The organism is Rhizobium sophorae, assembly GCF_013087515.1.
In the GTDB taxonomy this organism is placed as follows: Bacteria; Pseudomonadota; Alphaproteobacteria; order Rhizobiales; family Rhizobiaceae; genus Rhizobium; species Rhizobium sophorae.
This window is the reverse complement of sequence record NZ_JABFCN010000003.1, coordinates 238,851-263,846: the sequence shown is the minus strand read 5'-3', so window position 1 is coordinate 263,846 and position 24,996 is coordinate 238,851. Positions and strand designations below refer to the sequence as shown.

Here is a 24,996-nt window from a genome sequence, read left to right as displayed (position 1 = left end):
TCCTTTTACAGGCTCTGCGGCTCTTTGGTGGAACTGGGCAATTCAGCGCCGGAAAGCTTGGCATAGAGCCGCGCCAGCGAGGAATCGTCGTCACGGCCCATGCCCGCCCCGGAGGCGGCCAGATACATCTGCAAGGCTGCTGCCGCGAGCGGCACCGGGTAACGCTCGGAGCGGGCCATGTCTTGGACGATGCCGAGATCCTTGACGAAAATCTCGATGCTGCTGAGCGGAGTATAGTCTCCGGCCAATACATGCGGCACACGGTTTTCGAACATCCACGAATTGCCGGCCGAAGCCGTGATCACCTCATAGACCTTGTCGAGGTCGAGGCCCTGCTTGGCGGCGAACGTTATGGCCTCACAGGCGGCCGCGATGTGCACGCCGGCGAGAAGCTGGTTGATCATTTTGAAGGCCGCACCTTTTCCGGCCGCGTCGCCAAGCTCGTAGACTTTTGCGGCCATGGCGTCGAGACCCGGGCGTGCCGTGTCGAAGGCCTGTCTGGAGCCGGAGGCCATGACCGTCAGTTCGCCACGCGCCGCCTTGGCCGCGCCGCCCGAAATCGGCGCGTCGAGGTAATGCAGGCCGAGAGCCTCCACCCGCCCGGCCAGATCGCGCGCGACGGCGGGATCCATGGTGGCCGACGAGATGAAGACGGCACCGGGCTTCATCGCATTTGCGACGCCTTGAGGCCCGAACAGCACGGCCTCGGTCTGCGCGCCGTTGACGACCACGGAGACGACGATGTCGGCATCCTTTGCCGCAGCGGCAGGGGTCGTCGCGCCACGTCCGCCCTCGGCGACGAAGCGGTCCACTGCCGCCGGCATGATGTCATACCCAACGACATCGAGACCTGCGCGCTTCATCGACTGCGCCATTCCCAAACCCATGGAGCCAAGACCAATGACGGCCGCGATGACGGCACGGCCCGGATTTTCAGCAAGCGATGTCATAGGGCGTTTCTCCGGTCTGGTGAGAAAATATCCATACCCCTGCGGACGTCATCCGAAGAGGGTCGTGGTGGCTGCCACCTTGTTTGGCAGCGCTGCCATTTTCCTACTCTGTTTTAGCGGCGCCGCCAACCGAAAATTGGCAGCGCTGCCAAAAATACCTTGCTTCTCGCCGAAACTGGTGAAACATGATGAGGCAGCGGCGGCGTTCCAAGGACTCTTCGCGCGCCTGAAGCTTCCAGATGCCGGGTTCAACATTGACTATGGAATTCAAACATCAGGCAACGGTGACCCTTGCGGAGGTGGCGCAAGCGGCCGGTGTCGGCGAGAGCACGGTGTCGCGCGTGCTGCGCAACCACGGTTCGTTTTCCGGCAAGACGCGCGAGCGGGTGATGGCTGCCGTCGAGCGGCTGGGCTATGTGCCGAACCGGATTGCGGGAACGCTCGCCTCCACCGGTTCGCGTCTCGTTGCCTTCGTCATTCCCTCTTTGTCCAACATCGTCTTTCCCGATGTGCTGCGCGGCGCCAGTGCTGTTCTGGAGGAAAACCGGTACCAGGCGGTCTTTTCCGTGACCGACTATGATCCGAGCAAGGAGGAAGCGCTTGCCGCGGCGATGCTCGCCTGGCGGCCGGCGGCGGTCATGCTGGCGGGATGCGAGCATACCGAGGGTACGGTGAAGATGCTGCGCGCCAGCGGGTGCCGGGTCGTCGAACTGCTCGATCTGGACGGCGATGCTCTCGATATCGCGGTCGGCTTCTCGAACCGTGCGGCCGGACGGGAGAGCGCTGCCTTCCTGCTGAAGCGGGGGTATCGCCGGATCGGCTATGTCGGTCACGACCTGAACCGCGATACCCGTGCCGGCAAGCGGTTTTCCAGCTTTTGCGAAACGCTCGATGCGCATGACGCCCCCCTCATCGCCCGCGAAATTCTCGCCGGCGCTTCGTCCGTGGAAAACGGCAGGCTGGGGCTGGAGCGGCTGCTTGCCCGGACGACCGATCTCGATGCGGTTTATTTTTCCAACGACGACATGGCGCTGGGCGGCTATTTTCATTGTCTGGCCGAAAGGATCGCGATCCCCTCGAAGCTCGCCATTTTCGGCTATAACGGCCTCGATATCGGCCGGGCAACACCGCAACCCTTGTCGACCATCCGAACGCCGCGCGTGGCGACGGGGCAGATAGCCGCCCAGCTTGTCGTCGGCAACGCGCCGCCGCAGGCAGTCGATCTCGGCTTTGAACTGATCGAAGGGGCAACCGCGTAATATTGGAGGAACTGTCATGTCCGACGCGCGCCTGCGTGAGGAAATCTGCCGATACGGCCGCTCGCTGTTCGAGCGCGGGCTGACGCCTGGTTCGTCGGGCAACATATCGTTGCGGCTGGAGGATGGCGGCTGGCTGGTCACGCCGACCAACGCCTCGCTCGGCTTTCTCGACCCGGCACGGATCTCCAGGCTCGATGCCGAAGGCCAGCTCCTGTCCGGCGACAAGCCGACCAAGGAGATCCCGCTGCACACCGCTCTTTATGATACGCGCGGTAGCGCCCGTGCCATCGTCCATCTTCACTCCACCCACGCGGTGGCACTGACCATGCTGCCGGAGATTGATCCGCGCGCCGCCCTGCCGCCGATGACGCCATATTATCTGATGCGCGCCGGCGAAACCGCGCTGGTGCCCTATTATCGTCCCGGCGATCCGGCGGTGGCCGACGCCATCCGCGGGCTGGCGGGCAGGTATTCGTCTGTGCTTCTGGCCAATCACGGACCTGTTGTCGCCGGCGACAGCCTGGAGGCGGCGGTCTTTGCGACCGAGGAACTGGAGGAAACGGCGAAGCTCTATCTGCTGTTGCGCAACCTCAATCCCCGTTTCCTCAGCCCGGCGCAGGTGGCTGATCTCGTCAACGCCTTCGGCCTCGACCTTCCGTCGCATCACGATCACGATCACGACGGCGATTGAAGGCGTCACTCCGCCGGCCGTTGACCGCGGGCAAGCGCGCAACCTTCTGCCAAACCCCGCATTCGATACGATAGATTCTGCTTCCGATGCCAGCAATTCAGCCGAGCTGTGGGTGAAGCGATGCCTATGATCGTGACAGCTCCGATCGTTCAAGGATACGCAAATGACGACGTTCCGTCCGAAATACATCACCTTCGACTGCTACGGCACGCTGACCAATTTTCAGATGGCGGAAGCGGCGCGTGACCTCTACGGCGAAGAACTCGACGAGCCGCGTATGGCGGAGTTCATCAAGAATTTCGCAGCCTATCGGCTAGACGAGATACTGGGTGACTGGAAACCCTATGCCGAGGTGGTGCACAATTCGCTCGAGCGGACATGCAAGCGCAACGGCGTGACATTTCGCGACGAAGCCGCCCGAATGATCTATGAGCGGGTTCCGACCTGGGGGCCGCATTCAGATGTCCCGGCCGGTCTCGCCAAGGTCGCCAAGGAAATCCCTTTGGTGATCCTCTCCAACGCCATGAATTCGCAGATCATGTCGAACGTCGAAAAACTGGGCGCGCCCTTCCATGCGGTCTATACCGCCGAGCAGGCGCAGTCCTACAAGCCACGCTTCAAGGGCTTTGAATATATGCTCGATATGCTGGGCTGCGGGCCGGAAGACGTGCTGCATTGCTCGTCCTCGTTCCGCTACGACCTGATGTCGGCCCACGATCTCGGCATCAAGAACAAGGTCTGGGTCAATCGCGGTCATGAGCCGGCCAACCCCTATTACGGTTATGTCGAAATTCCTGACATCTCGGGTCTGCCTGGCATCGTCGGGCTCTGACGGAGACACGCGGATGCAGTTCGAATCCTACTGGCACGACACGGCACCAGCCTTTGCCGGCGGCGCTCAAGGCCCCGTCGAGGGACATTATGACGTCGCCGTCATCGGCGCCGGCTTCACCGGGCTTGCCGCAGCGCGCCAGCTTGCAAAGGCCGGCGTCAAGGTCGTCGTGCTGGAGGCCGAACGGGTCGGCTGGGGAGCGTCAGGGCGCAATGGCGGCCACCTTAACAATGGGCTCGCCCACAGTTTCCTGTCCGCCAAGTCCGCGCTCGGCGTGGAGGGGGCCGTCGCCCTCTACAAGGCGTTCGACGATTCCATCGACACGATCGAGGCGATTATCGCCGAAGAGGGAATCGACTGCAATTTCCGCCGTGCTGGCAAGCTGAAGCTTGCCTCCAAGCCGCAGCATTTCGATGCCATTGCCCGCAATTTTGAGGCTGTCCACCGAGAAGTCGATCCGGACACCGCACTTCTTACTGCGAATGAGCTGAAAAGCGAGGTCGGCTCGCCTTTCCATGGCGCTATGTTGTCCAAGAAGAGCGCAATGATGCATATGGGCCGCTATGTCGCCGGGCTCGCCACTGCAGCCGCCCGTCATGGCGCCGTCATCTTCGAAAAGGCGGCAGTAACCGCGCACCGGCAGGGCAACGGCCGCCACAGCCTTGAGACGGCACGCGGCACCGTCACCGCAGACCACGTCCTGGTCGCGACAGGTGCCTATACGCCGTCGCTCTTCAGTTATTTCCGCCGCCGGATCGTTTCCGTCGGCAGCTTCCTGATTGCAACCCGTCCGCTGACCGACGCCGAAATCGCCGCTACGATGCCGGGCAACCGCACCTGTGTGACGTCGATGAACATCGGCAATTATTTCCGGCTGTCGCCCGACAGGCGGTTGATCTTCGGCGGTCGCGCCCGCTTTTCCGCCACATCGGATCAGCGATCGGACGCAAGGAGCGGCGACATTCTGCGCGCCAGCCTGGCTGAGATCTTCCCTCAGCTTGCCGGCGTCGAGATCGACTATTGCTGGGGCGGGCTCGTCGACATGACGAAGGACCGCTATCCGCGCGCCGGCTATGTCGATGGTGTCTGGTATGCCATGGGCTATTCCGGCCACGGTGCCCAACTCTCCACCCATCTCGGCATGATCATGGCCGACGCCATCCTTGGCACGGCCGATCGTAACCCGATGAAGGGGCTCGAATGGCCGGCCGTTCCCGGCCATTTCGGAAAGCCGTGGTTCCTGCCGCTCGTCGGGCTCTATTACAAGACCCTCGATCGCTTCCAGTAACGGACCGGATCAGTCCGATTGCAGCCGAAACGGCTCGATGGGGGCAGGATTGCGATGAGCGCCTGCGCGGCGGTTAACTATCTGGCCTCGCTGACTGGATAGATCCTGAGAATCCCAAGGCGGTTATCAGTCGTGATCACTGCAATACCCGCTTCATATGCCGCGCGGACGATTGCCTCTTGCAATTGCTCGGGTTCGCTCTCTCCGGTAAGGACCTCCAAACAGATTCTCACTGCTGTGAGGAATTCCTCACCATCGTCGGTGGGCCATTCCTTCAGCAACAGTTGGGCAGCCTCGTGAGCGGTACGGATCACCTTGCGATCTTTCCCTTCGGCAAAGACGAGAATTATCGTTGGGAACTTTCTCACCATATCGAATCTCATTGCCCCTGAACTCCGCGGGACGGCCAGTGCCGAGTCATGGTTTGGACCGGGATTGGCCACACATGCTCGTCAACCATCTCCCGTGTCGTTTCGACAATCACGTGCCTATCCTCCCGCTGGTGGGAAGGAGGAGTTCGCTAGATTGGCTTTTAGCTCGCGGGCTGCCGCCTCAAGGAGCCGCTTGAATTCTTCGGAGGTCACGCCATCGGCGCGCATCACGATGGCGATCAGTGGATCACGAAGAGCTTCGGTTATCGTCAGCTCATCGTTCTTTCCGGCAGTTGCGCCAACGGAGCAACAATATTCCGAGGAAAATAGCGCGATCATGGACATACCTTACATTCGGGGTGTTTTAAGAGAGCGCAGCTCGGCCTGATCGCCTTTAAGGTCCAATATCCATTGGCGTCCCCGGGCGACCGAGTGCATCGAAAGGCAGTTTTGGGCGATCAGCGACACGGCAAGGCCGGCGACCAATGGGTTGTCGACGGTGGCCGGCGGGCTGCGAAAGCTGCCGTCGGTTGCGACTTGGGCGGCGCAATGGCAGACGGAACATGCGTCCTCATGCACCAAGACCAAAGGACCTGCCATGCAATAGTTTGCAGAGCGGCCCACATGCAGATGCGGCGGCAGGCCGGCTTTCGATGCTCGGCAGGTCGACAGGAGATCTTGTGCTGGACCAGAATCGTCGCCGGCGAAAATGAAGAACGGGTTATTGGCATAGTCTGCGATTAACCGCAGCGCCGAGGCGCCTTCCGCAAATTCGGGCAGTACGAAGACATTGGCCGAGAAACCCGCGGCCAGACGGCTCGCCAGCCTGTCCGTCTTCAGCCACCCGAGATCAGCCTCGCCCGCCCAAGGGAGACGGTTCAAATCCTTCTCGTCGATACGATCCGCATCTACAAGAAGGAAACGGCGCGCGCCGAGGGCCGCAAGCTGGATGGCGATCTGTGAACCCAAGTCGCCGCATCCGACGATGACGAAGTCGATATCGCCAAACCGTGCGAGGTCGCGTTGCTGATGGCAAAGAGGCGTCAGGATGGCGTCGTGGTGATCGATTGCGGTGGAGTCATATTCGTCCTCGGCCGGCATATCGGAAGCCTTCAACGAGACGACGAATGCAGACCTAGTAGCATGGGGGCTCTGTTCTTCGACAGAATCGGCACTATTGCCGGTGAACAGAGCCCCCCGGCCGCCCCGCCCGAGGCTGTGGGTGACGAGGCTCGGGAAGTCGACGGACGCGGTGGCGGTCGCTGACAATCGTTTGGACCGATCATTGACCATCACATCGCCTCCATCTCGCTGGGCGCATATCCGCGGTAGCGACCGTAGTCCTTGCCCATCGGATGGTCGGAGGCCTTCGGGATGACGTGGAATTTGCCGTCGTACCAGAGGCTGACATTGTCGCCGCTGTCATCGATCTCTCGCCGGCCCATCCGAGGATCGACCGGCTCTTTGCCGCGCAGCAGCATCTGTCCGATATCCCAGGCTTGGCGATCGAGAACTCGCTGGCGCTCGGCAAAGTGCGCTTGACGGTGCGCAATGGGCTCTTCGGCAAGCAACTGGCCCACGAGGAACAAGATCCGGCTACTCCAGGAAGGAATGGCGGCGATGTCTGAGAGGTCGAGGAGGACATCGCCGCCGAGACGTTCGATTCCTTTCCGAGCGATATCGATGAGCGGAACCTGCCGCGCGGCATAGGTAATTATGAATGCCGTCTTCCAGGCGCGACGCTCAGGATTCGTCTCGTTGGATAGGCATGCCATGCCGAAGGCGCACTCCCAGGGAACGGTGTACACCACGTGCAGGATGCTCTCGAACGTTTGTAGATCCTCCTTGTATGGGGAAACATATTGGAACTCGCCAGGCAGGGATGCCGCCGCCGAGGTCGTATAAAGCCCGAGCAGGACGTGCCCCGCTTGGTGAAGCAGTTGGGCCGCGGTCGCGGCATGATCGCCATCGCGCAATCTTTCTCTGGAAAGCACGATCATCGCGCTGCCCGGCAATTCGTTCGAACTCGAGAACGAACACGGCGATTCGCGTCGCACGCCAATGTAAAGCGTGTGCAGGCCGGCGATCAGGCGCTGATAGCCGTACATGTCCAATCCCGCGATTAGCGCGAAGGCGCTCTCCAGATGATCGGCGATGCGATCCAATTCAGCGTCGTCAGCGATGGGATAGTCGGAGCCGCGGTAGTTCGGCATGCATTGGCGGAGGAGGGCTTGCATGACACGGCTCCGTGCCAGGCTTTCGATGCAGACGAGGCCGATGCCGCAAGAGAGTCGGCGCGCCGGCTGACGTTCGAGCTCAAGATCCGATGCGATGAGATCCGACTGCAAACAGCCGCTGACGATCTGCACATCGGGGCCTCCCGCCTGCCATTCCAGGCTCCGCGCGAGCCCATTCATCCAGGCTGCAAGCACGGATGAACGGTAAGGGTCGGCGGTAACCGGTCCGGCAACCGCTGGGGGAAGTTCCAGCAGGCGAGTGTATCCGCCATTTGCAAGGTCGGGGAAATATCGTGACAGCGCCTCTACCCCGGCCGAACAATCGGTGAGCTTCGAAGCCGCTGCGAGCGTAGACCCATATTGGAAGCGTCGCTTTAAAAGGTTGCGAGTTGCGACGCGCTGCAGGGAGGCGGTGCTAGCCATCAGGGGATTGCCCTTAAGCAGGTGGCACGCCTCATCTGCCAATTGTTGAATGCGAGACGCGGACATCGACAGCCTCCGTGGGTTTGTCTTCTGATGGATCTAGGTTGCATGTCGGGCGAAGATGCCCCCGGTTCGGGTCGGCTTCGTCGGCATCGGAACGGTATGCGCCGTTCGTTGAGAGGCACTATTGCCCAAGGGCGTCATTCGCCCGCCAGTACCGCGTTAAAAATCCGTAAAAAGGGCGTAAACAAAGAAAAAGCCCCCTCGATGGAGGAGGCTTGGAATCTGGGGAAAAGCATCCCCGGGATTCAGATGGCCAGAGCCGCCTGTACTGCCGCCCGCGCATTCGGCAGGCCCGATCCAAAGAAATAGGCCATCTCGACGGCGTCCTCGCTTTCGGCGTTCATGCAATCCGCCGTCAATTTCCTCGTTCCGGGCGCGACAATGGCGTCCAGGCGGGATGCGGTCTTCAGAATTGACTTTACTTGAGGCCCCGAGAGGCGGTCACCCAGGTTGTGGCGGCTTTTGTAGGCCCGCTGTATCAAGGCACATAGCCCGCCCACCTGCGCCGCCGCGCCTGATGTGCCCCCGAAGGTGGTGTAGTATCCGCCCCCGATGCCGGGATTGGTTCCGAACGGCACGATGGCCGACCACGGATCGGAGCCATGATCATAGCCGAAAGTCCCCGATAGGTCCGTCGTCAGTAGCGAGAAGTGCGAATAGCAGTATTCCCGCGTTCGAAAAACGCTGTAGTCGTGCTGCGCGGCAAATGGAGAAAGCCGGTCGAGGCGCAACTGATGCCTGTTGAAGACCTCCGCGTCGTCAGAGGGAGAGACAACCGTCAATCCTTCGCCGTAATTGCTGTAGCCCGAACGGAAACCTTCGACGGTAACGGCTCCAACCGCAATAATGCCGTTGTTGTCGGCGGCTAGACTTGCTGGATAGATCAGCTGGCTCTCGCCACTGTTTCCTGCGGCGCAGACAATCGGGATGTGCCGGCTGATGGCGAGGATGAGTTGTTTGAGGACATGCCACGGGCGATCCGGATTGGAGCCTTTCTGCGCAGCCTTCGGCTCCAGTTCAGGCTCACCTTGATCAGCAAGGGCAATGCGCGTGAACAGATTGGCGGCATCCTGGTTTTTCCATAATTCCAGGTCGGCCTTCAGCTCGTTTTTCGGATCAACGATGCTGCGTTTCGGGTCAGGCAGACCACGCGGCAAGACGATCACGTCTGCCTTCTGAAGATAGGCATAAAGGAAGGCCGCAATGAACTGCCTGACATCGTCTTCGAAGGAGGTTCTGATCGAGATGAGCCTTGAGAAAGGATCAACGCCGAAATAGGGGATGACATTGCGATTGCCGCTCGTACGCAGCTCGTCGCCATTCCCGTAGAAGGCCCCTTCCGGCGGAAGGCTTGACGTGCCTTCTTCCGCAACAACGGCGGGTTCGCCGACGATCAGCCCTGCGCAGCAGGTACCATGCGACGCAAACAGCGATTCCGGATTGTAGAGCCGCCGGAGAACACCCTCCGACGCGGCGTATTCGGCAACCAGATCACCGAGATAGTCTCGGTCGTCGTTCGAAAGGCCCATATTGCCGAGCGGAGCGATGTCGAGCCCGGCAAAGAAGGCATGTCTTTCCTCGCGGTCAAAGGACGTGGTCGTATCGAGAATTTCGAGCACGCGCGCGCCGTAGCGATGGGTCGTCAAATCGATTGACGCCTCCCGGTCAAGCCGGGTTGCCAGGTTGGGATGATCCGGAGATACGCCGACATCGATCAGCGCGACCCGGGCGGGTCGCAGCGGGCCGGCGGATACGATAGCATCCCAGACCGTGCCGGTGATGAGGGGATCGGGGAGCGCGCGTGCGGCGCTCGCATCGGGCGCTGGAGGCGCCGGCGGAGCCGATCCGTATTCCGCGTCGACGACGCCAAGAGCAGTCAGGTGCCAGAGATAGTAGTAGTTGATCGGCGCAGGCTCAGGCATTTGTCTTTGATCCGTCATGGTTGTAACCCTAATGAGCAGCAGCTGGAGAATTCAGACCCATTCGTCGTGTACGGCCTGGAACAAAGGACCGAACGCGTCGTGGAGGTAGGGAGCGAAGCGTCGGGCGAGATCTCGCCCTGCCTGCGTGTCGCTCGGATAGTGCAGGCCGGCCCATTCGCGATTTTCGGCGACGTTCTGGGCGATGCGGGCAAGCTCGTCGGTGGCTGGATGTTCCGGCAGGATCGTTGAGAACGCGAAGGCGATCGAAAAGCACTGGAACGAATGGTTGCTGGGATAGGACTCATGGACCGGCACGGCCAGCAACGGCCGCAGCATGGGCTCAAACTGGTTTGGCCGCAGCCGGTTGAACTGGCTCTTGTAGATCAGTCCGACATATTCGCAGGCCGTCAGGATCGCCTGGAAAAGGCCTTCCGTCTGCTCGAAACCGCCGAGATCCTCGATATGCAATGCGCGGGTGAATTCCCCCACGGAGATCGTCGACTCGATTTGGATGTCGGGCAGGCGCCGCACGCGTTCGCGGTCGCGGCGTTGCATAGAGAGCAGCACCGTCGTTTCAAGGCGGGTATAATCCGGGCCGGGCGGCGGAAGTATATCCAGCATTTCCCAGGTGAAGCGCCGCGCCGCGGTATAGGCGTTGCGTGACGGCTGCTGGTGCAGCCTGCGCAGCTCGAAGGAGGGGATAAGCTGCGACACGCCGAGGCTGGCGCCGTCCATCGTCGACTTGTTCTTATTTTTATTTTTATTTTTGTTCTTATTTTTGTTTTTGTTCAGCGACGCCTTGTTGAGCACCGACTTGTTCGCCACGCTCTTGTTGAGGACCGAGGCTACGGCCATCGTCGCCTTCATAGGCCCGGCCAGAGGCGATGCATCTTCTCCCGTACCGGGGAAAGGCGCAGGTTCGGAGGCTGCATCAGGTGCAGCCGGCGACGCGCCGGCGAGAGGATCAGCACCGGCGTCGTCCCTCGGCTCGCATGGAAGGACCGTATCCGGCTCAATCCTGAATTTATAACTGTTTAGAAAAAGAACTAATTTTGATTGCGATTCGTTGGCAGTGTCCGCTTCCATTGCAGCCTCCTTGCGCGATGATGTGAAGAATTGTCCGGGGTTCAGCGCAGCTTGGCGCCGGCCTTGAGCAGGCCGTCGATCAAGATCTGGCCGCCGCCTGTGTCGAGCAGCGGATAGCCGCTGCCGCGGAAGGCGGTGATGGAAAAGTCGCCCTCGACTGCCTCAAGACGCTCCAGATAATGCCGCGCGCCGCCGAGATCGTTGGAATGGGCATGACTGGAGGCAAGATAGCGCAGCAAGCTGTTGAAGTTCGGCCGTGTCCGCAGGGCTTCTTCGCCTGCAGCTATGGCTGCGGCATGATCGCCTGCAAGCGCTGCCGCAATGCATTTGGTCGTATCGAAGTAATATTTATGCGGGCTATAGACGCCGAGCTCTTGCACCCAACGCGCCATCGCCACCGCCTTATCGGGCTGGCCTGCATAGCAGTGCAGCATCGCGTAGAGGTCCCAACCGAGAGGCAGGGCCGGATTCAGGCGGATCGATTTTTCGAACAGGTTGGCCGCATAGTCGTATTCGCCAAACAGGAACGAATGGACGTGGCCGACGAGCGCGAGCGACACGGAATTCTGCGGATCGAGTTCCAGCGCCTTGCGTGCATAGGCCTGGGCTTCCTCGATCAGATGCGCGTCAAGCGCGTTGAAACGTTGGCCGACCTGGAAAGTCCGAATGAACGACAGCCAGGCAAAAGTCGATGATCGCGGCTGATACTGGATCTGTTCTTCCAGGCGCCGCTCCGCGTTATCGAGGTCATCGCGCGACAGCCGAAATATCGCATTGACGGCGTCGATCAGGAGACCGTCTTGCGACAATCGGCTGTCGGTTGCCTGGATCTCCTGGAAATAGGCCAGCTGATCGACGGCCTGGCTGATCAACGCAGCGGCGATGCCGAACTCGCCCCGCTCGAACTGCGTGCGGTTGATTGCCTGACTGCCCAGCCAATGAATACGGTTGTTGATCAGGTGCTTCATCACCAGTTCGATCAGCACCATGTCACCATCAAACGTCAGGCGAAGCTGCAGGCATATGGGAAGGCTGATCTGCTGTTCGTTCCCTTCAATATCCGGCAAGGTGAAGGAGAGGTCAGTGACGCCAAATCCCAGCCCATCGATAATGGCTTTTGCAATGAGGTTCTGGAACCGTGTCGCAGCAATTTGTCCGCCCTCTCCGGCACCCACCACGATGGGGGACAGAAGAGCCATCATCCATTGCCAGCCACCGCCACCCCGCCGCCCATATGGGCCGCTGCTGGCGATGTCCACGGATTTGCCTGTGCTCGACGTATCCGGGGCGCCTGTTAACGGCAGCAGGGCGGAATGTTTGGCGACATCGCGGCTCGGCTGCTGTCGCGGCTCGAATACGTCGTGGACTTGTCCTTCATCGAGGCGGCGATACCAGTTTTGCCGTTCCAGCGCCAACCAGTCCTCGAATTCGGGATCGCGGATGTCGATACCTTCGAGCAATTCGTCGGTGACTTGATCCGGAGACCGCTCAGTCCGAATCACCAGGTCGGTATCGAGCACGAGTCGGTCCGTATCCAACCAAACGGTATTCTTATCCGCAATCAGGAGATCACGTGCCGGCCCCAGACTCTTATGAATGTCCAACAGCGCCTGGCGCAGACTGGCTGCCGCCTGGTCGTCGGAGCGATCGCTCCATAATTTGTCCCTAAGCCAGATTCTCGAGCGCGAGCCCCGGGTGGACAATGCAAGCATTGCCAGAAGAGCCTGTGCCTTCTTGGATTTCGGAGCAACCGACCGCCCCCCGGCGTCCACAAGGGCAAAAGGCCCGAGCAGGAACATCCGAAACGGATAGTGCTCCTTGTTCATGCGATCCACCGGCCCCGCCCCCGCTGCCTCCGATACGCTCGTTTGGCGGCCGGAAAACCTAGCATCCAGGGGCCAGTCTGCCACAACTTCGGCTCCTGGCAAGCAACCGGGAAGGGAAACCGGGATTGCGAAATGTAAATCTATGCTATGACGATGATCGAACTGAAGCATAACCGGTTGAAATCCCTTTGCGTAACTTCGCAAACCGGCCGTAGCATCCTGCCGTCAAAGCAGCGTCAAAGAAATGTTGTTTTGGCACCGTAATTTTGCGAGGATTCGCCAAAGGCTGCGGAGTACTCAAAACGATGTGTCGGAGTTGCTCCAGCAGGAGCATCGACCATCGCTCCGATCATCCAGCGCCGGGATGATGTTCCCGGCGCTCTTTTATTTTCCTGTAGTCAGGCGAGCCCGCCGATGTGGAAGCTCTTCATTTCGAGATATTCCTCGATGCCGCATTGCGCGCCCTCGCGGCCAAGACCGGATTGTTTGATGCCGCCGAAGGGAGCGACCTCCGTCGAGATCGCCCCTGTGTTCAGGCCGAGCATCCCGAATTCGAGCGCTTCGGCGACACGCCAGGAGCGTTTCAGGCTCTCGGTGTAGAAATAGGCGGCAAGGCCGAAGGGCGTGGCATTGGCGATGCGGATCGCCTCTTCCTCGGTGTCGAAACGGAAAAGCGGGGCAACAGGCCCGAAGGTCTCTTCGCTGGCAAGCTGCATCTCGGTCGTCGCACCGCCGAGCACCATCGGCACCGCATATTGATCGCCTTCAGGCACGGAACCCGCGGTGGCGAGGATCCTGGCTCCCTTTTCCACCGCATCGTCGACATGACGCTTGATCTTCTCGATCGCCGCCTTGTTGATCATTGGCCCGATATCCGTGCCGGTATCCGTGCCGGCCCCGACCTTCATGGCCGATACGCGTGCGGAAAGTTTGGCGGCAAAGGCCTCGTAAACGCCGGACTGGACGAGAAGGCGGTTGGCGCAAACGCAGGTCTGCCCGCCGTTGCGGAATTTCGAGGCGATTGCGCCTTCCACGGCCAGATCGAGATCGGCGTCGTCGAAGACGATGAAGGGCGCGTTACCGCCGAGTTCGAGGCTGAGCCGCTTGATGCTGTCGGCCGCGCCGCGCATCAGCAGCGAGCCGACGCGGGTCGAGCCGGTGAAAGAGATCTTGCGGACGGTCTGGTTCGCCATCAGTTCGTCACCGATGCCGGCCGGCATGCCGGTGACGATATTGATCACCCCCTTCGGAATGCCGGCGCGCTCCGCCAATACGCCGAGCGCCAGCGCCGAAAAGGGGGTCAGGTCCGACGGCTTGACGACAACGGTGCAGCCTGCGGCGAGCGCCGGCCCGACCTTGCGGGTGATCATCGCATTCGGAAAATTCCACGGCGTGATGATCGCCGATACCCCGACAGGCTCCTTCAGAACGACGATCCGCCGGTCCGTCGTCGGCGAGGGAACGGTCGTCCCGCCGATGCGGCGCGCCTCCTCGGAGAACCATTTGATGAACGAGGCGCCGTAGCGGATTTCGCCGCGCGCTTCCGTCAGCGGCTTGCCCTGCTCACGGGTGAGGATCAGCGCCAGATCCTCGATATTGTCGAGCATCAGATCATGCCAGGCTTCCAGCAATGCGCCGCGCTCGGCATTGGTCTTTGCGCGCCATGGAGCAAAGGCCTTCTCCGCCGCCGCGATTGCCGCCCTCGTATCGGCTTCGTCCATGTCGGGCACCGTACCCAGCACATGCTGCGCTGCGGGGTCGATCACCTCGATCGTGCGCCCCGTTTCAGCCCCGCGCCATTCTCCGTCGATCAATCCCTGCTCACGAAACAGACTGCTATCCCTTAATCCGTTCATTCTGTTCTCCATTGATCAGCCAAGTGCCGAAAGCACCGATGCGAGGATCGCGTCGGTCTTGTCCTTGCCGGGAATTGCGCCGATGCCGCGTGCCGTCGTCGCCTCGATTGATGCCATCACCCTTGCAGCGGCAGCCGTTTCTCCGAGATGCTCCAGCATCATCGCGCCCGACCAGATGGCGGCGATCGGATTGGCGATGCCGAGATGAGCGATATCGGGCGCGGAGCCGTGGACCGGTTCGAACATCGATGGCGCCGAGCGATCGGGATTGATATTGGCGGAGGCTGCAAAGCCGAGCCCGCCCTGGATGGCGGCGCCGAGGTCGGTCAAGATGTCGCCGAACAGGTTGGAGGCGACCACGACGTCGAGACTATCCGGCGCCATGACCATGCGGGCAGCCATGGCGTCGATATGATAGCTGGTCACTTCGACATCGGGATATTCCGCTGAAAGCCTCTGGGTGATTTCGTCCCAGAAGACCATCGAATATTTCTGGGCGTTGGACTTCGTCACCGAAGCAAGCTTGCCGCGTCGTGCCCGCGCCTGCTCGAAGCCGAAACGCAGGATGCGCTCGACCCCCGTGCGGGTGAAAATCGAGGTCTCGACCGCCACCTCATTGTCGGTGCCCTGGTGGACGCGGCCACCGGCGCCGGAATATTCGCCCTCGGTATTTTCGCGAATGCAGAGGATATCGAAGCGGTCAGCCCTCAGCGGCCCCTGCACACCCGGCAGCAGCCGGTGCGGGCGGATATTGGCATATTGCACGAAAGCCTTGCGGATCGGCAGCAGAAGTCCGTGCAGCGACACCGAATCCGGTACTTTGCGAGGCCAACCGACGGCGCCGAGCAAGATGGCGTCGAAGGGTCTGAGCGTTTCGATGCCATCGGCGGGCATCATGCTGCCGTTCTCCAGATAGTAGTCGCAGGACCAGGGATAGCTGGTTGCGTCAAGAGAAAATCCGTTCAGGCGAGCTGCCTTTTCGAGCACGGCCCAGGCTGCTGCCGTCACGTCGCGGCCGATCCCGTCTCCGGGCAGAAGGGCGATCTTGTAGGTTTTCATCGCAGATCCTCACAGGCTGATGAGCACACTCTTGCTCTTGCGGTTGGCGAGATAGGCATCGCGGCCGAGATCCTTGCCGATGCCGGACTGCTTGTAGCCGCCGGTCGGCAGGATATGGTCGCGCGAGCGGCCGTAGCGGTTGACCCAGACGGTGCCGGCCTGGAGGCGGCGGGTCACGCGGATGGCACGCGAGAGGTCGCGGGTGAAGAGGCCGGCGGCGAGCCCATAGGCCGGATGGTCGGCGAGGCTCAGCGCCTCCTCCTCGTCCTCGAAGGTCTGAATGGTCAGCACCGGTCCGAAGATCTCCTCGAGAACCGCCGGCGATGTTGCCGTCACCCCCGAAATCAGGGTCGGTGCGTAGAAATAGCCTTCGCGGTCGAGGCGGCGGCCACCGGTGAGGCATTCGGCGCCACCGTCGATCGCGGCGCGGATGATACCGTCCATGCGGGCGATCTGGCGTTCGGAGATGACGGGCGAATAATCGGTCGCCTCGTCCCAGGTGGGGCCGGGGCGGATGGCCGCCAGCCTCTCGACGAGAGCGGCTGCGAGCGCGTCCGCCACCTTCGCCTCGACGATGAGGCGGGAGCCGCAAACGCAGGCCTGACCGGCGTTGGAGAGAATGCTGCCGGCGATTGCGCCCGCCGCAAGCTCGAGATCGGCATCGGCGAAAACCAGCTGCGGGCTCTTGCCGCCGAGTTCGAGCGTCATCGGCTTGACGCCGGTGCGGGCGATGTTGGTCATGATTGCCGCGCCGGCCGCAGTCGAACCGGTGAAGCTGACCTTGGAGATGCCGGGGTGTCCTGTGATCGCATTTCCCGTGGTCGGGCCGTCGCCGAGCACGATGTTGACGAGACCGGCCGGCAGGCCGGCCCGCACCGAAAGTTCGGCGAGATAGAGCGTCGAAAACGGCGTCATTTCCGATGGCTTCAGCACCACCGCATTGCCTGCCGCCAGCGCCGGGCCGAGCTTCCAGCCGGCCATGGACAAGGGAAAATTCCAGGGTGTGATGGCGCCGACGACGCCATAGGGTTCCGTCATGATCATGCCGAAGTTCGCGTCGTCGGTCGGGACGAGGTCGCCGCCCTCCTTGTCGGCGAATTCGGCAAAGAAACGGATCTGTTCAGCGGTGACGGCGATGTCGCCGGCGACAAGATGACCAACGGGACGTGTCGAGGAGAGCGCTTCGAGCCTGGCGAGGGTCTCCGCCTCGGCTTCGATCAGGTTCGCCCAGTGCTGCAACGCCACGGTGCGCTCGCGCGGCCGCACGCCACCCCAGTTGCTCGTCTTCAGTGTTTCTCTGGCGGCTTCGACGGCCTGGTCGACCAGGGCTTCGTCGGCTAGCGGGCAGCCGGCATAGGCCTTGCCGTCGGATGGACGATGCATGTCGATGACGGCTTCGGCCGAAACCAGCCGACCGCCGATGAAATGTCCGACGGGCAGGGAAATCGTGTTCGGATCGAAGCTGAGTGTCATCGCATGTCCTCGGGATGGGCTGAGGCAAGCCTAACCGGGGAAGGCGAGCAGCATGCGTCGACCGGCGATGCCGCAGCGGCGAAAAATTGCGTTTTCGCCGCTGCCGCAGTCAAATCTACGGCGTCACGTCACGGTGACGTAGATCTTGCGCACCGTTTCGATCGTCTTCCAGATGCCAACGAAACCCGGCTTCATGACGAAACTGTCGCCGGCCTTGTAGGTCACCGGTTCACCGCCTTCCGGCGTGAGTTCGACCAGGCCGGACAGGATATGGCAGAACTCGAAGGTCTCCCCCTTGATCGAGCGCGTCTCGCCGGGTGTCGCTTCCCACACGCCGCTATGAATAGTCTCGCCGCGGGCGACATCCTGCGCCCAGGTCTTGAAGGCCGGATTGCCCGAGATCAGCCTCTCGGGGAGGGGGCCGGACTCGCGGGGCGCGAAGGTCGGGTTGGTGTCGATCGTCTTGAGGAGGGACATGATTTTGCTTCCTAGGTTGAGAACTCAGTAGCCGCGGCTGCGATCGATCAGGCCGATTGGATCGAGGCCCGCCTGATGCCGCTTAATATTGCCGATCACGGCGGCCGCGGCGGTTTCCGCTTGGGTGACGCTCGCAATATGCGGCGTCAGCAAGATCTTCGGATGGCTCCAGAAGGCATGATCCGCAGGCAGCGGCTCCGGATCGGTGACGTCGACGACGGCGCCGGAGAGATGCCCGGCGTCAAGCGCGCCAATGAGCGCCTGATGGTCGAGCTGAGGGCCGCGGCCGACATGGACGAGTGCGGCGCCGGCCGGCAGTCCGGCGAAAAGCTTGGCATTCAGGAAGCCCCGCGTCTCGTCCGTCAGCGGCAGCAGGCAGACGAGAATGTCGGTGGTTGCAAGCAGAATATCGAGGCCGTCGCGGCCGCTCAGGCATCGGATGCCGTCGATCTCGCGCGGGTTGCGGCTCCAGCCCGAAAGTGGAAAGCCGAAGGGCTGCAACCGCTCGAGCACTGCGCCGCCAAGCATGCCGAGGCCGAGCACGCCGATGCGGCGCTCCGAGGCCTGCACCGATGCGATCGCCTCCCAAGTCCGGCGCCGCTGCTGGTCGAGATAGGCCGGTAGGTCGCGATGGAGCGCAAGCACGGCCAGCGTCACATATTCCTGCATCATCCTGATGATGCCGTCCTCGACCATGCGCACGACCTTGACCGATACCGGCACGGCATCGATGCGGAACTGGTCGATGCCCGCGCCGATCGAAAAGAGGATTTCGAGATTGCGATAGCGGGCGAGATCCTGCGGTACGGTCCAGGTGATCAGGTAGCGCACGGCATCCGGTTCGACTGACTTCGGATCCATGGAGAAGGCAATGTCGGGCAGTTCGCGCGCGAAGGCTTCCGCGAATATGGCGCCGCGTTTCGCATCCGAATTGAAGAGAAAGGTCATGCGTCGGCTCCTTGATCTCGATGTCATCAGGCGCAGCGGCGGCCAAGCGCCTCGACCATCGCCTGGCAGGCCAGGAGCTCGCCGGCGAGGATGAATTCGTCCGGCTTGTGGGCGCGGCCGATGTCGCCCGGTCCGCAGATGATCGCATCGATGCCGGCGCGCTGGAAAAGCCCGGCCTCCGTGCCGTAGCTCACGGCGGCGAGCGGCTCGATGCCGGTCAGTTCGCCAAGCAGGGCCGCAAGCGGCGCGTCGGCGGCCAGCGAAAGTGCCGGATAGGCGCTGAGTTCGCGCCATTCCACCTGAAAGCCGAGCGGCGACAGCGCCTCGGCCGCCACTCGCAGCGGTGCAAATAGTGTGACCGGATCGACGCCGGAAATGGCCCGCGCCTCGAACTCGGCCTCGCAGGTGTCGGGAATGATGTTGACCGCCTGGCCTCCCTTCAGCGTGCCGACCTGAAGGGAGGAGTAGGGCGGTTCGAAGACATGCTCGAACGGGCCGCAGGCAAGCCGTTCGGCTTCGGTGCGAGCGCGCGCCAGAACATCGGTGATGGCATGGATTGCGTTCAGTCCCTGGTCCGGACGCGAGGAATGGCCGGACCGGCCCTTGACCGTCAGCCGGGCGGCGGCCTTGCCCTTGTGGGCGCGGATCGCCCTCATGCCGCTCGGCTCGCCAATGATCGCGCCAAGCGGAGTTACGCAGAGTTCCGGCAGGCGGGCGATCATGTGCGGCACGCCGCGGCAACCGGCCTCCTCGTCATAGGAAAAGGCAAGGTGGACGGGCTGGCGAAGTGGCATGGCGGCAAGCGCTGGGACGGCGGCGAGAACGGCGGCCAGGAAACCTTTCATGTCGGTGGCGCCGCGACCGTAGAGGCGGTCCGCTTCGGCGCGCAGGCGGAACGGATCGCTGGTCCAGCCGCTTTCGGCGGCGGGGACCACGTCCATATGGCCGGAGAGAATATAGCCCGGCGTTTCCTTCGGGCCGATCGTCGCGAAGAGGTTCGACCGGTCGCCCTCCGGGCCGGGAAGCTCCGTGACGACAGCGCCGTGGCTTTGCAGATAGTGCCGGATCCACGCCACGATCTCGCCGTTCGGCGTGCCGACGACGGAGGGGAAGCCGACGAGCCTTTCGAGAATTTCAATTGCCTGCATCGGCGACCTCACAAGCATGCCCTGCCTGCCGAGACGGCGCCCATGCCGCCGACGGAAACGACAATGCGGCCCAGCGAGATGTTAGAGGTGTTCGCAATCGGGCTGAGGGAGGTGACATTTCCGGGCTCTTACAGTGAAAAGCGACTCCGGCCGCTGGATCTGTCAATCAGTCTAGAGGGAGCCGCAGGCGTTACTTGCCGAAAGCGCATCGAGATTTGGTCGATTGTTGTGTTTGCGCAGGCTTCACCAGTGAATTGTATCGAACGATCTGCTCTAGTCTGGACGGAGAAGTTTCCGGGCGCAGACTTGGCCAGAAAATGCGGCAGGGGGTGGGAGTGAGTGAACTGACATCCGAATCCAGGTTCGTCGATAGTTTCGAGACGCATATCGCCGGGATCGACAGCGTTGCCCTCGACAAGTTGCATGCGCTGTCGATGACCGTCGCCTGGCCGCATCGTGGTGAGGACTGGCAGTTCTTGCGGGAATTCGGCCAGGGCATCGTGGCGATCGATGAAATCGGCCGCATCCTGGGCTCTGCGATGTGGTTTCCCTATGACGCGCAATTTGCCACGATCGGTATGGTCATCACCTCGCCGCGTCTTCAAACCAATGGCGCCGGGCAATGGCTGATGGGCCACGCGCTGAATCAGGTCGCCGGGCGGAACCTCGGGCTGAATGCGACGCGCGCAGCGCGCCGCCTTTATCGGTCCCTGAATTTTGTTCGGGAGGCGCTGGTCTTTCAATGCCATGGCGAAGCGATATTGCCGCCGGATGTGGAGCCGCCGTCCGGTGCCGTGATACGGGCCGTGGAGGCTGGCGATCTGGAAGCGATCGCCGAATTGGATTGTGTGGCCTTCGGCACGGATCGCAAACTGCTCCTGGCCCGGCTTATGGCAAATTCCAAGGGCATCGTGTTGAGCCGCGCCGGCCGGATCGAGGCGTTCTCGCTGTGCCGACGGTTCGGGCGCGGCCATGTCATCGGTCCCGTGGTGGCGCGCAGTGACGCAGACGCGATCGCCGTCGTCCGCCCGCATGCTGCCGAGCACGCAGGAGCGTTCCTACGCCTCGACACCCGCGAGCAGGGCGGAGCCTTTTCCGATTTCCTCTCCCGCTGTGGTCTTCCTGTCTACGATATCGTGACGACCATGTCGCTGGGTGGCCCCTGGCTTCCGGTTGCCGGACGCGCGGTGGCGCCCGAGCCGAAGACCTATGCGCTCGTCAGCCAGGCACTCGGTTGACGCAAACCTACCTGGCGATCATTGTCGGGTTTTAAGCGCCCGGACAGACCGGTATGTCCGTCAGAGCCTGCCGGCGTTCAAATTCGGGCCGGAACGAACGATATTGCCACAGACCTTCCGGGCTTTCCCGTCGATATACGGTCTCGAGCCAGAACACTGAGTCATCGATCGGCAAGACAGGGTGCCACGCATACCACTCCGACCAGATTTTTCCTGCCGGGTCGCTGCCCATGATCGCCGCTCTCCTCCTCAATACCGGCACATCGAACATCCGTGCGGCACGGGAGCTGTTGCGATCCCGGCGTGCCTCGGCAAATGTTCTATTGTGGAGAATAACAGCGATGGAATATTCTTCAATGGAGATCATTTTCCCGTATTGCGCGAAGTCTTTCCTCTCCGCCGTCGGGGGATGTTTCAGGTTGTAAGATGTGGCTCTGTTGACGAATGATTTCGCCGGCGGATACAACGCCTCGATCGGGCTTAGGACACCGGCGATGAGCTGCGGTGTTCAATCACCACTGATCTGCTTTTGTGATGGTTGGATGGCTCAGCTAATCGAACGCAGCCCGAGATAGGCCGCCAAACTGACGGCGGAGAGAGCGATCGTCAGCCTTGGTCTCGCATCGTCGAACATGGCAGCCAGCGAAAGGCCGATCATCAGAATGACGGATTTTGCCCAAAGATCCTGATCGGAGACAGTGAAAGCGATTGCCGCCAGAAAGACGGCGCTGGCGACGATGGTCACAGGGGCGGATTTCTCCGCGAGATCGCCGCTTGAAAAATACGGCAGAAGAAAACGCCGCATGCTCAAGCCGGAAGCGATGCTCAGAAGAAGACAAGTCAAGACAAGGTGCAACATGAGGTCGTCGCCGATCGATCTGCAGATAGCCTTGCGGATGCAAACCACATGCCAGCCTCAAACCTGAAAATCGTTATCCTGCAGAGGCAATGCCGCGGCTTGCATGGCTATTTCCTCGGCGTCGCGATCCTTTTTTCGGCAATTGCTTGCCTGTCCGGTACCCGGCCCGCGTTTTTTCGTCCGATACCGAAACCGGCTTGAGATGGCATAATGATTTCTATATAGAGAATTATCTGTCGTCTTAATTCCGGAAACGAGATCCTTTCATTGGACCTTTCATCGATCGAGATATTCCTCGCTGTCGCCAGCGACCGCAGCGTTACGAAAGCGGCGAAGGCCGTAGGGCGGGTGCCGTCAAATGTGACGACGCGCATCCAGCAATTGGAGGAGGACCTCGGCGTTTCCCTTTTCAGCCGTGACGGCAAGAAGATGACGTTGACACGCGAGGGTGAGACGTTTCTCGGCTATGCCAACCGGCTTATGGCGCTTGCGCTCGAAGCGCGGCAGGCCGTGCGGCCTCTCGCCCCATCGGGGACATTGCGGGTCGGCACCATGGAGAGCACGGCGGCAAGCAGGCTGCCGGCGGCGCTGACGCAATTCAATCAGATGTGGCCTGATGTGTCGCTTCATCTGACGATGGGGGCGTCCCGCGATCTTGCCCGCGACGTTCTCTCCGATGCGCTGGATTGCGCGCTGATTGCCCGCCCGCCGAAGACGATGCGCGAGGAAGACTCGAGCTTCGATGCCGAACTCAAGGCACTCGAGATCGAGCCGGTCTTCGTCGAGGACCTGTTGATCGTGTTGCCGTCCGGGCATCCCTCCATCAAATCCGCCGCCGACCTGCGTGTCGGATCGCTCGCTGCTCTAGAGCCCGGCTGCACCTATCGCCGGATCGCCGAAAACTGGGCGCGTAAATCGAGCGCGCTGCCGACGAGCGAGCTCGGTTCCTACCACGCGATCCTGGCGAGCGTAGCGACCGGCAATACGGCGGGTGTCATGCCGCGATCCGTCCTTGACCTCATGCACTGGCCGACGCCTGTCCAGACCCATCAGTTGGGCCCTGTCGAGACGCTGCTCGTCTATCGCAAGAATGATCGTCCCAGCGCCTTCAACGCGTTCCACGAAGTTCTCAGCGCGACAAAAGGCAGAGATGTCAGGCTGACAACAAACTAGTTCGCACGCCTCTCTCCTTCGCCGCCAGATAATCCTCGCTTAAAATTGGTCTTGTCATGCAGTATCCCGTTTCTCCGAAGGTGGGACCGAGCCGCTTCCGCCGCTTCCGTTTGTTCTCACCTATTTTGGCCGGTGCGACCTTGCGAGAGCGATTGATTGCATGTCTCGGCGCTTTGCTGGCCATTGGTCTCACCGGCGTCATCAGCGGCTATCTGTTCGGCCAGGGGCCGCATCTTCCACTGATCGTCGCGCCGATGGGGGCGTCCGCAGTGCTTCTTTTCGCGGTGCCGGCAAGCCCGCTGGCGCAGCCATGGTCGATCATCGGCGGCAATACCATTTCCGCCCTGATGGGGATTATTGCCGCCTATTTCATTCGAGATCCGATCATCGCGACCGGCGTCGGCGTTTCGCTTGCCATCGGCGCGATGTCCTTCACGCGCTGCCTTCATCCGCCAGGAGGAGCCGCCGCACTGACCGCTGTGCTCGGCGGTCCTGTCGTTGCCGGCTGGGGATTTCTCTTTCCCTTCGTGCCCGTCGCTTTGAATTCCTGCATTCTCGTCGGCCTTGGCCTGTTGTTCCACAAGCTTTCCAAGCGGAATTATCCGCACGTCGTTCCGAAACCCGCGGAGAACACCCATCAGACGATTGACCTGCCCTCGGCCGTGCGGGTGGGTTTTCGCGAGGAGGATGTCGATGCGGCCCTTGAGGCGCTCGACGAAACCTTCGATATCGATCGGGCAGACCTCGGCCGGCTATTGCAGCAGGTCGAGCTGCAAGCGGCCATCCGCTCAAACGGCAAGATCAGCTGTGCCGATATCATGTCGCGTGACGTGATCGCCATTGGCGAAGCTTCGGAGGCGGATGCCGCACGGCATCTTCTCTTGAAGCATAATATCCGTACGCTGCCGGTCAGGGACCCGGAGGGCCGTCTCGTCGGCGCCGTCGGCTTGCGGGAGTTGTCGATGAGCACCGAGACCATCGGGCATGCGATCTCGAGGCCGGCGGTGGCGAGACCTTCGGATCCTGCTCTGTCGCTGTTGCCCGTCCTGACGGACGGGCGCACGCATGCCGTCATCATCGTCGATGACGATTCCCGGATCCTTGGCCTGATATCGCAGACGGATCTGCTGAGCGCAGTAGCGCGGCTGCTGCCAAAGGAAGACAATGCGATTCCGGCGGTGGCCTGAGCCGTGAGTGTGGAACTTAGCTGGAGAAAAAATCGGTGCTGATCGAGCGCGATTCAAATGGCGATTTTATCCTGGAATCATCGGAGCTGGCGAAACGGTTCGGATTGTCGCTGGTCGATCTTCGCCGCCACATGCGCCATGGCTCCGTCGTCAGCTCCGTGGAAATCGGGACTGCTGAACACGAGGGGACGAAACGGGTATCGCTTCGGCTTGGCAATAGGGTCTGGCAAGCGGTTTTGAACGATGAAAATGAAGTGCAGCAGGAGCAGATGACCGTTCTGGGTAAATCCTCCGGACGGCATCCGCGCTGACACCATCGTCAGCATGGTCTCGCGCCATGCTTATTGCGCGCGGGATTCATTAACGCTCGCCCGTTTCGAAGAGGCCGCGCGCCGCCTCGACCATTGACTGCAGGTGATCGGGGTCGCGCACGCCCTGTCGGTAGAGTTCGATGATGATGCTCGCCGTTCGTTCGGCTTCGTCGCTGTCCTTTTCCACCTGGTAATCGGATCTGATCTTGTCGAAGACCCGCTGGCATATTTCAAGATCGCGGGAGTCCAGCGGTACCTGCGATCGGTTTTTGATCGTTTGAACCATCTCTATTCCCTCAGAAAAGGCCCGCCTGGGGTA

The 24,996-nt window shown here is 61.5% G+C and carries 25 protein-coding genes; 8 read left to right on the top strand and 17 right to left on the bottom strand.

The features are described 5' to 3' along the window. Positions 1 to 5: 5 nt before the first annotated feature. The gene (ltnD, locus tag G9X64_RS03155) at positions 6 to 950 is read right to left on the bottom strand and encodes an L-threonate dehydrogenase (RefSeq protein ID WP_168315947.1); all 945 of its coding nucleotides are present in this window, start codon (positions 948 to 950) and stop codon (positions 6 to 8) included. A 260-nt stretch (positions 951 to 1,210) separates the two neighbouring features. Here ltnD and G9X64_RS03150 point away from each other — a divergent pair, with 260 nt between their 5' ends. The 4 genes from G9X64_RS03150 to G9X64_RS03135 all read left to right on the top strand — a co-directional run bounded on the left by G9X64_RS03150 (position 1,211) and on the right by G9X64_RS03135 (position 5,020). Beyond that, a complete protein-coding gene (locus G9X64_RS03150) occupies positions 1,211 to 2,209 on the top strand; it encodes a LacI family DNA-binding transcriptional regulator (RefSeq protein WP_168308372.1) in 999 nt (332 codons plus the stop codon). A gap of 16 nt (positions 2,210 to 2,225) precedes the next feature. Beyond that, positions 2,226 to 2,900 (top strand): 3-oxo-tetronate 4-phosphate decarboxylase, encoded by a 675-nt coding sequence (gene otnC / locus G9X64_RS03145; RefSeq protein WP_168315948.1) that lies wholly within the window; start codon positions 2,226 to 2,228, stop codon positions 2,898 to 2,900. Between the two features lie 163 nt (positions 2,901 to 3,063). Further along, positions 3,064 to 3,732, top strand: coding sequence for a haloacid dehalogenase type II (locus tag G9X64_RS03140; protein ID WP_168308370.1), 669 nt, complete (start codon positions 3,064 to 3,066; stop codon positions 3,730 to 3,732). 13 nt (positions 3,733 to 3,745) lie between these two features. Continuing rightward, entirely contained in the window at positions 3,746 to 5,020 is a 1,275-nt protein-coding gene (locus G9X64_RS03135; RefSeq protein WP_168308369.1) for an NAD(P)/FAD-dependent oxidoreductase, read from the top strand. Positions 5,021 to 5,097: 77 nt separating this feature from the next. Here the strand turns inward: G9X64_RS03135 and G9X64_RS03130 are convergent, their stop codons facing one another. From G9X64_RS03130 to argE, 13 genes are all read right to left on the bottom strand, one after another. After that, the gene (locus tag G9X64_RS03130) at positions 5,098 to 5,403 is read right to left on the bottom strand and encodes a DUF982 domain-containing protein (protein ID WP_168308368.1); all 306 of its coding nucleotides are present in this window, start codon (positions 5,401 to 5,403) and stop codon (positions 5,098 to 5,100) included. Between the two features lie 105 nt (positions 5,404 to 5,508). Then, on the bottom strand, positions 5,509 to 5,730 hold the full coding sequence (locus G9X64_RS03125) for a hypothetical protein (RefSeq protein ID WP_168316080.1): 222 nt from the start codon (positions 5,728 to 5,730) through the stop codon (positions 5,509 to 5,511). A 9-nt stretch (positions 5,731 to 5,739) separates the two neighbouring features. Beyond that, positions 5,740 to 6,492 carry a ThiF family adenylyltransferase gene (locus G9X64_RS03120; RefSeq protein WP_246270873.1) on the bottom strand — a complete coding sequence of 251 codons (753 nt, stop codon included), beginning with the start codon at positions 6,490 to 6,492 and terminating at the stop codon, positions 5,740 to 5,742. A gap of 191 nt (positions 6,493 to 6,683) precedes the next feature. Next, entirely contained in the window at positions 6,684 to 8,117 is a 1,434-nt protein-coding gene (locus tag G9X64_RS03115; RefSeq protein ID WP_168315951.1) for an aKG-HExxH-type peptide beta-hydroxylase, read from the bottom strand. Positions 8,118 to 8,359: 242 nt separating this feature from the next. After that, positions 8,360 to 10,054, bottom strand: coding sequence for a S8 family serine peptidase (locus G9X64_RS03110; protein WP_168315952.1), 1,695 nt, complete (start codon positions 10,052 to 10,054; stop codon positions 8,360 to 8,362). A 33-nt stretch (positions 10,055 to 10,087) separates the two neighbouring features. Beyond that, positions 10,088 to 11,122: a phosphatase PAP2 family protein gene (locus G9X64_RS03105; protein WP_168315953.1), complete on the bottom strand. Its 1,035-nt coding sequence runs from the start codon at positions 11,120 to 11,122 to the stop codon at positions 10,088 to 10,090. A 41-nt stretch (positions 11,123 to 11,163) separates the two neighbouring features. Further along, the gene (locus G9X64_RS03100; RefSeq protein ID WP_168315954.1) at positions 11,164 to 13,119 is read right to left on the bottom strand and encodes an SARP family transcriptional regulator; all 1,956 of its coding nucleotides are present in this window, start codon (positions 13,117 to 13,119) and stop codon (positions 11,164 to 11,166) included. A gap of 227 nt (positions 13,120 to 13,346) precedes the next feature. Further along, on the bottom strand, positions 13,347 to 14,804 hold the full coding sequence (locus G9X64_RS03095) for an NAD-dependent succinate-semialdehyde dehydrogenase (RefSeq protein WP_168315955.1): 1,458 nt from the start codon (positions 14,802 to 14,804) through the stop codon (positions 13,347 to 13,349). A gap of 15 nt (positions 14,805 to 14,819) precedes the next feature. Further along, complete coding sequence (locus tag G9X64_RS03090) at positions 14,820 to 15,863, bottom strand: tartrate dehydrogenase (protein WP_168308361.1); 1,044 nt, start codon at positions 15,861 to 15,863, stop codon at positions 14,820 to 14,822. Between the two features lie 9 nt (positions 15,864 to 15,872). Then, positions 15,873 to 17,336, bottom strand: coding sequence for an aldehyde dehydrogenase family protein (locus G9X64_RS03085; protein ID WP_168315956.1), 1,464 nt, complete (start codon positions 17,334 to 17,336; stop codon positions 15,873 to 15,875). A gap of 123 nt (positions 17,337 to 17,459) precedes the next feature. Then, on the bottom strand, positions 17,460 to 17,813 hold the full coding sequence (locus G9X64_RS03080) for a cupin domain-containing protein (RefSeq protein WP_168308359.1): 354 nt from the start codon (positions 17,811 to 17,813) through the stop codon (positions 17,460 to 17,462). Positions 17,814 to 17,837: 24 nt separating this feature from the next. After that, on the bottom strand, positions 17,838 to 18,761 hold the full coding sequence (locus G9X64_RS03075; protein WP_168315957.1) for a 2-hydroxyacid dehydrogenase: 924 nt from the start codon (positions 18,759 to 18,761) through the stop codon (positions 17,838 to 17,840). 26 nt (positions 18,762 to 18,787) lie between these two features. Next, a complete protein-coding gene (gene argE, locus G9X64_RS03070; protein WP_168315958.1) occupies positions 18,788 to 19,909 on the bottom strand; it encodes an acetylornithine deacetylase in 1,122 nt (373 codons plus the stop codon). Between the two features lie 317 nt (positions 19,910 to 20,226). On the opposite strand from argE, the gene G9X64_RS03065 reads away from it, so the two are divergent. Further along, positions 20,227 to 21,147, top strand: a complete 921-nt coding sequence (locus tag G9X64_RS03065; RefSeq protein WP_168308422.1) for a GNAT family N-acetyltransferase — start codon at positions 20,227 to 20,229, stop codon at positions 21,145 to 21,147. A 31-nt stretch (positions 21,148 to 21,178) separates the two neighbouring features. On the opposite strand, the gene G9X64_RS03060 is transcribed toward G9X64_RS03065, so the two are convergent. Both G9X64_RS03060 and G9X64_RS03055 read right to left on the bottom strand, forming a co-directional pair. After that, positions 21,179 to 21,379 (bottom strand): hypothetical protein, encoded by a 201-nt coding sequence (locus tag G9X64_RS03060; protein ID WP_168316081.1) that lies wholly within the window; start codon positions 21,377 to 21,379, stop codon positions 21,179 to 21,181. A gap of 315 nt (positions 21,380 to 21,694) precedes the next feature. Further along, the gene (locus G9X64_RS03055; protein WP_168315959.1) at positions 21,695 to 22,006 is read right to left on the bottom strand and encodes a hypothetical protein; all 312 of its coding nucleotides are present in this window, start codon (positions 22,004 to 22,006) and stop codon (positions 21,695 to 21,697) included. Positions 22,007 to 22,273: 267 nt separating this feature from the next. On the opposite strand from G9X64_RS03055, the gene G9X64_RS03050 reads away from it, so the two are divergent. The 3 genes from G9X64_RS03050 to G9X64_RS03040 are packed head-to-tail and all read left to right on the top strand — an operon-like array spanning position 22,274 to position 24,677. Further along, a complete protein-coding gene (locus G9X64_RS03050) occupies positions 22,274 to 23,179 on the top strand; it encodes a LysR substrate-binding domain-containing protein (protein WP_168315960.1) in 906 nt (301 codons plus the stop codon). A gap of 56 nt (positions 23,180 to 23,235) precedes the next feature. Beyond that, positions 23,236 to 24,366: an HPP family protein gene (locus tag G9X64_RS03045; protein WP_171375897.1), complete on the top strand. Its 1,131-nt coding sequence runs from the start codon at positions 23,236 to 23,238 to the stop codon at positions 24,364 to 24,366. A gap of 35 nt (positions 24,367 to 24,401) precedes the next feature. Continuing rightward, positions 24,402 to 24,677: a DUF6522 family protein gene (locus tag G9X64_RS03040; RefSeq protein ID WP_168308352.1), complete on the top strand. Its 276-nt coding sequence runs from the start codon at positions 24,402 to 24,404 to the stop codon at positions 24,675 to 24,677. Between the two features lie 49 nt (positions 24,678 to 24,726). On the opposite strand, the gene G9X64_RS03035 is transcribed toward G9X64_RS03040, so the two are convergent. Further along, positions 24,727 to 24,963, bottom strand: coding sequence for a hypothetical protein (locus tag G9X64_RS03035; RefSeq protein WP_168308351.1), 237 nt, complete (start codon positions 24,961 to 24,963; stop codon positions 24,727 to 24,729). Between the last annotated feature and the right edge of the window lie 33 nt (positions 24,964 to 24,996).